An 11,592-nucleotide genomic window follows, 5' to 3' on the forward strand; every position below is an offset into this window, starting at 1 on the left:
GACAGCTCATTATGAAAAAAATTATCGGCTTAGTAGGAACGAACTCAGAGCAATCAACCAATCGTCAACTTTTGCAATTTATGCAACACTATTTTGCGCAGGAGGCTGACATTGAACTAGTTGAAATTGTTGACTTTCCTATGTTTAACAAGCCTGAAGACAAAGTTTTGCCAGAAATAGTTAAAACGGTTGCTGAGAAAATTGAAGCAGCAGATGGCGTCATTATCAGTACGCCTGAATATGACCATGCGGTGCCGGCTTCTTTGATGAATGCCCTAAGTTGGTTATCTTACGGGATTTTTCCGTTTGTTGATAAACCAGTTATGATTACTGGTGCATCCTATGGCACGTTAGGTTCCTCTAGAGCACAAGCGCATCTGCGTCAAATTTTAGATGCTCCTGAATTGAAAGCACGAATTATGCCAAGCTCTGAATTTCTATTAGCGCATTCCTTACAAGCTTTTGATGAAAACAATGCGTTAAAAGATTCAGAACAAATAGATAAACTAGCTGGTTTGTTTGCAGATTTTTGTGTATTTATTGAAATTACAGAACAGCTGAAACATGCGCATGCGCAAAATAAAAAAGAAGCAGAAAATTTCTCATGGGAAACGATTTAACGAAATGGAGTGAATAAAATGAAATTAATTGGGATCGTCGGATCAAACGCTGATTCTTCTTATAATCGGTTACTACTGCAATATATTGGCAAAGAGTTTTATAAAATGTTCGACTTGGAAATTTTAGAAATTAAAGATATTCCAATGTTTAATCAAAGTAAGGATCAAACGAACAGTGTCTTGATTCAGAATATGAATCGCAAAATTTTACAAGCAGACGGCGTAATTATTGCGACGCCCGAACATAACCATACCATTCCTGCCGGTTTGAAAAGTGTGTTAGAATGGTTATCTTTCAAAATTCATCCGCTGGAAAATAAACCAGTAATGATTGTTGGTTGCTCTTATTATGATCAAGGAACCTCGCGTGCGCAATTACATCTCCGTCAAATTCTTGATGCACCTGGTGTCAATGCAATCGTGATGCCTGGAAACGAGTTTTTATTAGGAAAAGCGAAAGAAGCATTTGATGAAAACGGCAACTTAATTGCGGAGGGAACACGTCAATTTTTAGAAAGCACATTACAAAAATTCGTGGAATTCATTGATGTGATTTCAAAATTAGAAGGGGCTAAGCCAAAAGACTTACCTGAAGATTTACATGCAAAAGGAACCATTGAAACAACGATCGAAGAGGTTGATATGGCAGCAGATGATTGGGTAGAACAAGCAGCAGAAGCGGTTCAGGCTGTGGAAGGCGACACATATGTAAAATTAGATCGAGGCATTTTAACCGTAGATCAGCTAAATTATTTCTTAAAATCAATGCCAATGGAATTGACTTACGCAGACAGTAACAATCAATTTTTATATTACAATAAAAAAATGGCTGCTGAAGAAATGTTTGCTAAACGGCAACCAGGACAAGTTGGTAATCCATTAGCGAATTGCCATCCGCCAAAAGCATTGAAAAATGTAGAATGGGTGATTCAACAATTACGGTCAGGAAAAACAGATGCTATTCGCGTTCATGTTCCAATGCACGGACCAGATACCTATGTAGTGCATAACTATCAAGCGATGTATGATGATAATGGAAATTACGCGGGAATTAATGAGTATATTTTAGACTTTAAACCAATTGTTGATTGGTATTTAAAACAAACTGGGCAAGAATTAGTCGGTGGAAAAAACGTCGATGCAGTCAGTGGTGCCTCCAAAAAAGAAGCGCCAGAAACGGCAGATAGTGTCTCAAGTGCATCAGTCCATGAAGAAGAGTCAGCGACCGAAAAGCCAACAGTTGACAGCGTTTCTAGCGCTTCAATTAAAGAGTAAAATAACAGCAAAAAATAGCGGCAACAAGTAGTCATACTGTATTCAGATTAGCAATGCCAAATGAGGACTTTTATTGACAGAAGCTGATACTTAAAAGAGTAAGAACTTTATAGGAAGATAGTATAGAAGACGAACCAAAAGTTTCAATCATTTTTGACGAATAGGCTAGAAAAGAAACAGAAAATTAGTCAAACAAATCAGCTTTTCTTTAAATTTAAAGTAAAAAAATAACAAAAAAAGCCTCCTTGGTGACGCAAGGGGGCTTTTTTTTGTTAAAATAATACTTTTCTATGAAGATTCCTAAATATTGAAAGAATCATTTTTAAATTTGTGGAAAAAATAAGCAAGATTGACACTCACGTCTTGTTAAAAAAATAGATACTTAAGGCGTGATAGTTTGGAGTTGAAAATGTGACTACTTTGTTAGATGAATTATTAGACCAAGAATTCCGAGATAAATTACTTATTTATCAAACTTTTATGAATAGTGAAGGTCCATTATTAAAAGAAGAATTTTATGGATATTTTGATTTATCCACTCAAAAGTTAGAATCGTTGTGCCGTCAAATAAATTATGAATGTACACAGATTTCTTCAAGGAGTCAAATTCTTTTTCCAGCTAAAGGACTGATTAGTGCGCAAAAATTATCGCAAATTGATTATCAAGCCTTAAGAAAATATTATTTTGATCAATCACTAATGGCCAAGTTGCTTCTTGATGTGGGCCTCTATCAAAAGCACACGATTCAAGAATTTTCTCAAATTCATTTTATGAGCAAAAGCAAAATTTATGCCTTCTCGTATAAACTAAATCTGATTTTAGCTAATTGGCATATTAAATTAAAGTCAACAGGCTTGGTTGGAGAAGAGAAAAATATCCGAAGTTTTTGTTTTCAATGCTTGTATTATTTTTATGGAAGTAATCAAGAAAGGCTGCCTAACATTTTGCTGGAAAATAGTCCTGGCATTAAACGATTTATAAACGATTTACAACTGATGTATCAAAGAACGTTTAGTCTTAATCAAAGCGCACAACTATTTATTCTTTTAACGATCCAACGTTTTCGTGTATTTTCTGATCATGTAGTGGACTCTTTTACGGAAGTTCATGTGCCTAGCTGTTTACAGCATGCGTTTGAAAAAATTTATACAAGCGAAACCCCTCTTTTTAAAGAGGATTTTGGCAAAGAGACTTCATATATTTTTCTTTTTTTAAGTTTAAATGAATACATTGATAGTCCGATTGTTTTTCCAGATAAGTTAACCATGTTAGACGAATTTATTGATCATATGAATAGTGTTATTCCTTTCTTTGAAAAGCGAATTACGGTGGAAACAAAAGAAAAATTAAAGTTGATTTGTTATCGCTGGGACCGCCTATACTTTTCGGTGGCTGCATTTATTCCCGCCAAGCAGAGCAGTTTCTTTGAAGAGCGGTTTCCTCAAATTCATCGCGCCTTAGATGGTTTTATACAAAAGACAGAGTCGCTGTATCAAAAACGATTTTTAATGTATGAACGCGTGCATCTATACTATGATTTTATGTTTTGTTTGTTAAATGATCGTTCTTTTTGCGCAATTGAAAAAACGATTCATGTATTTGTTGATTTTTCTGGTGGGGAGGATTATAACCGCTTTATTGCAAAAATTATTGCTTCTTTCAATTATATGGATGTTATGATTGATCACAAATTAACCTTAGAAACCGATTTGTATTTGTCCGATTTTTATAGTTCGAAAGTACGGTGTCGTCAATTGACATGGCGTCATTTGCCGGAAACAAAAGATTGGCAAGTATTTGCTGAGGTAGTCAGAGAACTAAGAAAGGGAGAGACTCAGAAAAATGAGCACTATGAGAGAGACCCAATCGAGATGTGGCGAGAACAAGAATACGAAGGATAGTCAATTGAGACAAGCAGTTAACTATAAAGACTTAACTGGTCAAAAGTTTGGTGAGTTGACAGTAGTAGCACCAACGGCAAAAAGAAAAGAAGGGCTGATTGTTTGGGCCTGTCGCTGTTCTTGTGGGAGCTATGCAGAAGCTTCAAGAAGACAACTAATTCGTGGGTATCGAACGAAATGTGCTCACCATCGCTATCAAACAATGTTGAAAAAAAACTATCATGAATTAGTCGTGGTACGGATTGAAAGTATTCAACAGACAATGAAAGCGTATTGTCTGTGTTCGTGCGGACAATCTTGCTGGGTTCGCTGTGAAAATTTGTTGAATGGCCATACCAAAAGTTGCGGTCATCGTAAAAAGAAGGATTACCGACAAAGAGTTGCTGGCGTAATTCCAGGGAAGTTACAAAGTAAACGCCCCAAAAATAATAGCAGTGGACACAAAGGAGTGAGCCAGACCGCTTCTGGGAAATGGCTGGCTTATATCTCTTTGAAAGGCAAGCGCCATAACTTAGGTATCTTTACGAAAAAAAGTGAAGCAATTTTAGCAAGAAAATTAGCAGAACGTCGTCTATTTCAACCAATTTTACAACAAGAAATAGTGACTACAAATAAGGAAGTTTAGCGACAGAGAGGATGCGAAAGATGTTAGCAGGCTTATTTTCAGTAACTGGAATGATTTTATTGGGGATTTTATTTTGCTTAATTGGTTATCAAACGTTTCGAAAACATCATCATTAAGAGAAGAATGTTCTAGCTAGATAATTTCATCGACAGATGAAATTATCTAGCTTTTTTTATAAAAAAGCTAAGAAAAGGATAAGAGATTGTGGAAATTCTTTAGGTTGTTTAACAAAGCCTTAATTTCCTTTGTTTTAGATTGTGGTTAAGAAGATTTTTCTCTATACTAAGTCTTCGGAAATCAAAGAAAAGAAAGGAGCGAGTGATGTGGTTAAAAAAATTGGTTTAAGTATAATGCTCTTATTTTTTTTCTTAATTATCTCACTCCCAATCTATGCGTGGAAGATTGAGCCGAATTTAGTTCACGTTAATCAGGTGACTTTGGGAAAGAAAAATCAACGAGAACCATTGAATGTTGTGCAACTTTCGGATATACAAGTTTCAGAATTTTATGAGACGAAGCGGTTAGATAAAGTCATAAAAAAAGTCAATCGTGAAAAACCAGATATTATCGTTTTTACAGGTGATTTATTTGACAATTATGCCAAAAATCCGCAACAAAAAGAACCGATGATTGAAAAGTTAAAACAGTTACAAGCGACAATTGGAAAATATGCAGTTTGGGGAAATCATGATTATGGTGGCGGTGCTTCTGCGGTGTATGATGAAGTCATGGAGGCCAGTGGCTTTACCGTTATGAAAAACCAAGGAGAAACAGTAACCTTAGCAGATGGACGCCGTCTTTTTATTGGTGGTTTAGATGACTCGTTATTGGGAAATCCTTCCGTTTCAGAAACATTATCCTATCGAGAAACGTATGACTATGCGTTATTAATGACCCATGAACCAGATGTCGCGGATGCATTTGTTGGTACGGGTACACAGTTAGTTTTAGCAGGACATAGCCATGGCGGACAAATTTGGATTCCTTTTTATCCAATCACAAATGTTTTAGCAGAAAAGTATACCAGAGGATTGTATCAGTTGGACCAAGAAACGCAACTATATGTTAATACAGGCTTAGGAACGACCGCCATTCATGCCCGTTTTGGGGTGATCCCTGAAATTACACATTTTACTATCTATATTTAAAAAGTCTGGTCGGATTGACCAGACTTTTTTCTGTTATTTAACAGAATTATTTTTAAGAAAAAGATGTTCATATTTTGGTGAAACGTTTCTATAAAATGCTTTAAAATATCTAGAAAAGAGTATTTTTATGGAAAAAGAAGCAGGGGAAATAATTTCTTTATAAATGGTCTATAGCGCTTTTTAATGCTGTTATTTTTAAATAAAACCATAATGTAAGGGTTTACAACTGTTTGAAGTGAATGTATAATCTGTTTGTAGAAACGTTTCACTAAAAAGAAAGGAACCCTGCTTATGAAAAAACTAAAAAAGTTTTATGATCAGCGGCAATTGCATTGGATGGTACTTCCGGGTGTAGCATTCATGATTGTCTTTAACTACATTCCAATTTATGGAATTATCATTGCTTTTAAAAATTATACGATTGTTGACACGGTTTCTTCTGCACCATGGGTTGGACTTGAAAATTTTCGAATCATTATGGAAGATAGTTTTTTTTGGGAAGCAGTTCGTAATACCTTAGCGATTAGTTTAATGAAACTTTTTTTAGGATTCGCTATTCCGATTATCTTAGCGGTAATGATTTTTGAAATGAGAGATGGACATTTAAAAAAAGTGATTCAGACAATTTCTTATATTCCGCACTTTTTTTCTTGGATCGTTTTAGGCGGGATGTTGATTTCGTGGCTTTCAACAAATGGCTTTATCAACCAAGTCATGATGTCGTTAGGCTTAATGAATCAGGGCGTCAATCATTTGTTAGATCCTGATAAGTATTGGTGGATTGCTGTTCTTTCTGATTTGTGGAAAGAAGTAGGTTGGGGCACGATTCTCTATCTTGCTGGTATGTCTCGCATTGATCCAACGTTTTATGAAGCCGCGAGAATTGATGGTGCTTCAAAATTAACACAAATCCGAACGATTACTTTGCCCTTATTAGCGCCGATTATTTCGTTGAACTTAATTCTAAATGTTAGCGGTTTATTGGGATCGAACTTAGATCAAACGTTGGTTTTAATGAATGCTCAAAACCAAAACAAATCAGAAGTAATTAATTCATTTGTTTATCGTATGGGGCTAACGCAAGGGGACTTTTCTTATGCGACGGCAGTTGGTTTAGGGATTTCTGTTATTTCAATTGTTTTATTAGTCATTACAGATCGCATTACTAGAAAAATGAACAATGGTCGGTCGGTTATTTTATAAAGGAGGCAACAGCTGTGATTAAAAGAAAATCAAAAGAAAACAAATGGTTTTACTTTTTCAATACGTTAATTCTTGTGTTGTTTTCTTTATTAATTATCGTGCCAATTTGGAATATTTTAGTTTCCTCAGTTTCGTCAAGTTCGGGTTTAGCCGGTAAAGGCTTGGTTTTATGGCCGAAAGGATTTACGCTAGAAAATTATCGGAAAGTTTTTTCGGATAGTAGCATTCCGCGAGCGTTTTTGATTTCTGTTTTAAAAACAGTTATTGGTGCGTCGACGCATACACTGTTCTGTGCGATTGTCGCCTATGGACTTAGTAAATCTAGACTAGTCGGGCGTAACATTTATACAACGATGGGTGTCATTACAATGTACTTTGGTGGGGGCATGATTCCCACGTATCTTTTGATTAAGTCATTAGGACTCTTAGATACCTTCTGGGTATATATCATTCCAGCTTTATTTAGCTATTATGATGTAGTTATCTTAATGAACTTTTTCCGAGAAATTCCACCATCTTTAGAAGAATCCGCCAAAATAGACGGCGCCAGTGAGTTTCAAATTTTTTATAAAATCTTTTTACCTTTAACAAAACCGGCATTAGCCACCATCATTTTATTTAATGGGGTTGGTCAATGGAATGACTTTATGACCACAAAATTATATATTACCAAAGAATATCTGTATCCATTGCAGATGAAAATTTATGAAATTATTGTTCAATCAAACTTGAGTACCATGACAGAGAGCGGCAGTACAGATATGGTGGTGCAGGCAACGACACGTGGTGTTCAGCTGGCAACAATTGTCATTACAACGATACCAATTTTAATCATTTATCCATTACTACAAAAACACTTTATCGGCGGTATGATGGCCGGTGCAGTAAAAGAATAAAGAAAGTAGGGAACAATATGAAAAAAGTTTTAGGCGGTTTATTGGTGGCAACGGCGGTCGTTAGTTTAGCGGCCTGTAGCGGTGGGGAAAAGAAAGCTAGCTCAGATGTCTCAATTAAGGATCGGTATGAATTAGATGAAAAGACGCCTGCTTGGAAGTTAGATAAGAAGAAAGAACCGACCAAGATTAAATGGTATATTAACTCAGATTGGACGGCGCTGCCTTTTGGAAAAGACGTGACCACTGCGCAGATTAAAAAAGACTTAAATGTGGATATTGAATTTATTTCCGGCGATGATTCAAAATTAAATGCCATGATTTCAAGTGGAGATATGCCTGATATCGTGACATTAACTGAAAAAACTGGACAAGCAGCATTGAAAGCAGATTCTTGGGCCTATTCTTTAAACGATTTAGCTAAAAAATATGACCCCTATTTAATGAAAGTTGTTAACCAAGATACGTTTAAATGGTATGCCTTAGAGGATGGAAAAACATATGGTTACCCTAATTACTCTAATACAAAAGCGGATTATGAAAGTGGAAATATCCCAGTAAATGATAATTTTGTTATTCGTGAAGATGTCTATAATGCATTAGGCAAGCCAGACGTTTCAACACCAGAAAATTTTGAAAAAGTCATGCAACAGATTAAAGAAAAATATCCTGAGATGACCCCAATGGGCTTCACCACAGTGGGCGATGGTGCAGGACCATTTTTAGACAAATTACAAGACTTCTTAGGTGTTCCTTTAGAGGATAAAAATGGTAAATACTATGATCGAAATTTAGATAAAGAATATTTAGAATGGTTAAAAACATTTAATGATGTTTACCGAGCAGGAAATATTAGTGATGATAGCTTCACAGATGATGGGGCAACGTTTGATGAAAAAGTGAAACAAGGAAATTATGCAACCATGCTCGTTGCTGGAACCAGCGGTCAAGGTGGGAACTTTACAGAATTTATGAAAAAATCTGGCACACGTTATATAGCCATTGATGGACCAAGTAGCACTTCTGGCCGAAAACCAACATTAAATCAAACCGGCATTTCAGGTTGGTTAAGTAATTACATTACGAAAGATGCGAAAGATCCAGCGAAAGTCACTCAACTATTCACATATTTAATTGATGAACCAGGACAAATTTTAACAAAATATGGCGTTGAAGGAGTTACTTATGCGTACAATGATCAAGGGAAAATTGATTATTTACCAGAAGTGAAAAAATTAGAACAAACAGACAATGATGCCTATAACAAAAAATATGGCATTAGTCGTTTCCTATACTTTAACAACGACCGTGTCAATAAACTAAAAGTACCAATGGAAAGTGCTTTAACGCAAATGCAAGAATGGGGCAAAGGAAAATTAGTCCCACATTTCGTAATTGAAAATATTAATCCAGATGCAGGAACGCCGGAAGCTCGGGCGAATGAAGCGATTGAAACCAAACTAAATACAACCGTTATTTCAATGATTCGTGCGAAAGATGATAAAGCCTTTGACAAATCTTTAGAAGACTACAAAGCATTCTTAAAATCAAATAAATGGGATGCAATTGAAAAAATAAAATCTGAGAAAATGGCGGAAAACAGAGACAAACTTAAGTAAGAGAGGAGGAGAGAAAAGCGGATAAAGCAACGAGAAATCCGCTTTTCTCTTTTAATATGAATAAGCTATTTGCATATGAAGGTTGGTATTATCGGATTTTTTCTTTTATTGCCAACTTGATCATTATTAATTTTCTCTTTTTAATTACCTGTATAACAGGCATCTTTAGCGGTGTCGGCTTAATTGCGTTGTATCGAACGATCTATCGTTTGTATCGTGAAAAAGATATTCCTGTTTTGCGAACGTTTTGGACAGCATTAAAAAATAATATCATGCGAGGTTTTATTTTAACAGGTGTCTTGTTCGTTGCTTTTTTACTGGGCGGTATTGTCGTAACAAGTTTATTTAAAATAGCCACTAGTTTAGGTTTCTTAGCTATTTTTCTATTAAGTTTTGTTGCATTATTTTTGACGAGTTTTCTTTTTCTCTTTTCCGTTTTTAATTGGTCCGTTAAAAAGACACTAGGTGAGACGGTTTATGTGGTCTTAAGTAATAGTGCAAATGCGATTATTTTGTTTATTTTACCTCTTTTAACGTTTGTTTTTTTCTATAAGCTTAATTTGTTTTTATATATTGCGTTAGGATTCGGGACAACGGCTTTTCTTCAAGTTGCGTTTTTTCAGAAAGTGTTAGGTGTGGAACATGAATGAGTATTTTGAGTTTTGGGAAAAGACAAAGGAAGAACTTCAAAAAATACCGCTAGATATCCATCGGCGGGTCATTGACTATCCATTGGAAAATGTTCAAGTGGAACAGGTCGACTTTTTAAGTTTCCTAGGTGAGCGCATCTTTGGCTATTTGTTACTTCCTAAAACGGCGGGGAAACAGCCAATAGTGATTGACTGTTTAGGCTATATGAATCATATTCAAGAACCTTGGCAATTTGCTCATTGGACACAAATTGGTTGTGCTTGTTTTGTCATTGATAATCGAGGTCAAGGGGGATTAACCAAAGATCGCGTGCCATATCAAACAATTTGGCATGAAGCACCAATGGGACGAGGATTTCTAGACAAAGAAGATTGGTACCAACGCCGCTTGTTTGCCGACCATTTACGTAGCGTAGAAGTGGTGCGGACCTTTACTGAAATTAATCAGGACCAAATCATTCTTCGTGGTGGTTCCCAAGGGGGTGGCGTAGTGTTAATGGTGAACAGTTTAGTCGACTTCCCGATTTTAGCTACTTTTGCAGATGTTCCAAGTCATTCTTGTTTAGAAAATCGAGTAGCAGAAGGAACGGGTTCGTATCAAATTATTCATCAGTACTTACAAGAGCATCCTCAAGCGCATGAAAAAATTGCCGCGGCTCTTCCTTATTTTGATAGTCGCCACTTTGTTTCGCAAATTAAAAATCCAGTCTTTGCTTCTGTTGGGAGTCACGATCCGATATGTCCAATGAAAGATTTTTTCCCTTCTTATCATCAGATAAAGGCAAGAAAAGCAGTCAGAGTGTATTGGAAAAAAGGCCATGGTGGCGGTGAAACAACTCAGATCCGTCGTGAAATGCGTCAAATTCAACAACTATTGCAGGAGGTTAAAAATGAAAATAGCTACGTATAATGTCCGGGTAGATACAGAGTATGACCAAGATTGGCAATGGTCTTTTCGTAAAGAGGCTGTTTGTCAGTTAATCAATTTTCATGATTGGAGCCTTTGTTGTATTCAAGAAGTACGACCGAATCAAGTCAGGGATTTAAAGGCGTATACAACATTCACCTGTCTTTCTGCGGAAAGAGAAGGGGATGGTCAAGGAGAAGGACTAGCGATTCTCTATAACGAACAAAAAGTTCAGGCTATTGATACAGGGTATTTTTGGTTATCTGAAACACCTCAGCAGCCAAGTATCCATCCTGAAGCTGGCTGTCCAAGAATTGCTTTGTGGGGACTATTTAAGGAAACGACTCAAAATACGCCTTTTTTAGTCATCAATGTTCATTTGGATCATATTTCAGCTCATGCTCGTTTAGCAGGAATGACCGTTATCTTAGAGGAGTTACATGACAAAATTGCACAGTATCCAACTTTATTAATGGGCGATTTTAATGCAGAGTCGGGGGAAGAGGTTCATCAACTTGTTCAAAAAAAATTTCAAGATAGCAAAAATTTAGCTACTCATTATGGCCCAAGAGGAACATTTCAAAATTTTACTTACACAAAACCTTGGGCGGAATTAGAAGAAATTGATTATATTTATGTAAAAGGTTGGCAAGTACAGCAAACCGCAAGTTTAACAGATAGTATCGATGGACGTTTTCCCTCCGACCATTTTCCTTTAGAAGCAGAAGTATGTATTGAAGAAAGGTGAGA

11 protein-coding genes are annotated in these 11,592 nt (G+C 36.1%); all 11 read left to right on the top strand.

Going from position 1 to position 11,592, the window contains the following annotated elements:
• Positions 1–11: 11 nt before the first annotated feature.
• The 11 genes from IGL32_RS04830 (at position 12) to IGL32_RS04880 (ending at position 11,590) form a co-directional block, all read left to right on the top strand.
• Positions 12–620 carry an NADPH-dependent FMN reductase gene (locus IGL32_RS04830; RefSeq protein ID WP_002357907.1) on the top strand — a complete coding sequence of 203 codons (609 nt, stop codon included), beginning with the start codon at positions 12–14 and terminating at the stop codon, positions 618–620.
• Positions 621–638: 18 nt separating this feature from the next.
• Entirely contained in the window at positions 639–1,895 is a 1,257-nt protein-coding gene (locus IGL32_RS04835) for an NADPH-dependent oxidoreductase (protein WP_156210059.1), read from the top strand.
• A 411-nt stretch (positions 1,896–2,306) separates the two neighbouring features.
• On the top strand, positions 2,307–3,797 hold the full coding sequence (locus IGL32_RS04840; protein WP_002379356.1) for a helix-turn-helix domain-containing protein: 1,491 nt from the start codon (positions 2,307–2,309) through the stop codon (positions 3,795–3,797).
• Positions 3,748–4,422, top strand: coding sequence for an AP2 domain-containing protein (locus IGL32_RS04845; RefSeq protein ID WP_002397195.1), 675 nt, complete (start codon positions 3,748–3,750; stop codon positions 4,420–4,422). Before IGL32_RS04840 ends, IGL32_RS04845 begins: the two co-directional genes overlap by 50 nt.
• Before the next feature lie 257 nt (positions 4,423–4,679).
• Positions 4,680–5,570 carry a metallophosphoesterase gene (locus IGL32_RS04850; RefSeq protein ID WP_016633884.1) on the top strand — a complete coding sequence of 297 codons (891 nt, stop codon included), beginning with the start codon at positions 4,680–4,682 and terminating at the stop codon, positions 5,568–5,570.
• Positions 5,571–5,861: 291 nt separating this feature from the next.
• On the top strand, positions 5,862–6,773 hold the full coding sequence (locus IGL32_RS04855) for an ABC transporter permease (RefSeq protein ID WP_002382199.1): 912 nt from the start codon (positions 5,862–5,864) through the stop codon (positions 6,771–6,773).
• A gap of 14 nt (positions 6,774–6,787) precedes the next feature.
• Entirely contained in the window at positions 6,788–7,669 is an 882-nt protein-coding gene (locus IGL32_RS04860; protein WP_002357901.1) for a carbohydrate ABC transporter permease, read from the top strand.
• A 17-nt stretch (positions 7,670–7,686) separates the two neighbouring features.
• Entirely contained in the window at positions 7,687–9,285 is a 1,599-nt protein-coding gene (locus tag IGL32_RS04865; protein WP_002357899.1) for an ABC transporter substrate-binding protein, read from the top strand.
• Positions 9,286–9,341: 56 nt separating this feature from the next.
• Complete coding sequence (locus tag IGL32_RS04870; protein ID WP_002357898.1) at positions 9,342–9,935, top strand: DUF624 domain-containing protein; 594 nt, start codon at positions 9,342–9,344, stop codon at positions 9,933–9,935.
• Complete coding sequence (locus IGL32_RS04875; RefSeq protein WP_430600098.1) at positions 9,928–10,845, top strand: acetylxylan esterase; 918 nt, start codon at positions 9,928–9,930, stop codon at positions 10,843–10,845. The genes IGL32_RS04870 and IGL32_RS04875 overlap by 8 nt, the downstream gene beginning before the upstream one ends.
• A complete protein-coding gene (locus IGL32_RS04880) occupies positions 10,826–11,590 on the top strand; it encodes an endonuclease/exonuclease/phosphatase family protein (protein WP_002365532.1) in 765 nt (254 codons plus the stop codon). Before IGL32_RS04875 ends, IGL32_RS04880 begins: the two co-directional genes overlap by 20 nt.
• Positions 11,591–11,592 lie beyond the last annotated feature (2 nt).

The sequence above is a fragment of the Enterococcus sp. AZ035 genome (assembly GCF_050548325.1).
GTDB lineage: Bacteria > Bacillota > Bacilli > Lactobacillales > Enterococcaceae > Enterococcus > Enterococcus faecalis.

Excerpts from the sequence above, each read along its gene's own strand:
- IGL32_RS04830 (WP_002357907.1), top strand. The coding sequence starts at position 12 with ATGAAAAAAATTATCGGCTTAGTAGGAACGAACTCAGAGCAATCAACC.
- IGL32_RS04835 (WP_156210059.1), top strand. The coding sequence starts at position 639 with ATGAAATTAATTGGGATCGTCGGATCAAACGCTGATTCTTCTTATAAT.
- IGL32_RS04845 (WP_002397195.1), top strand. The coding sequence starts at position 3,748 with ATGAGAGAGACCCAATCGAGATGTGGCGAGAACAAGAATACGAAGGAT.
- IGL32_RS04855 (WP_002382199.1), top strand. The coding sequence starts at position 5,862 with ATGAAAAAACTAAAAAAGTTTTATGATCAGCGGCAATTGCATTGGATG.
- IGL32_RS04865 (WP_002357899.1), top strand. The coding sequence starts at position 7,687 with ATGAAAAAAGTTTTAGGCGGTTTATTGGTGGCAACGGCGGTCGTTAGT.
- IGL32_RS04870 (WP_002357898.1), top strand. The coding sequence starts at position 9,342 with ATGAATAAGCTATTTGCATATGAAGGTTGGTATTATCGGATTTTTTCT.
- IGL32_RS04875 (WP_430600098.1), top strand. The coding sequence starts at position 9,928 with ATGAATGAGTATTTTGAGTTTTGGGAAAAGACAAAGGAAGAACTTCAA.
- IGL32_RS04880 (WP_002365532.1), top strand. The coding sequence starts at position 10,826 with ATGAAAATAGCTACGTATAATGTCCGGGTAGATACAGAGTATGACCAA.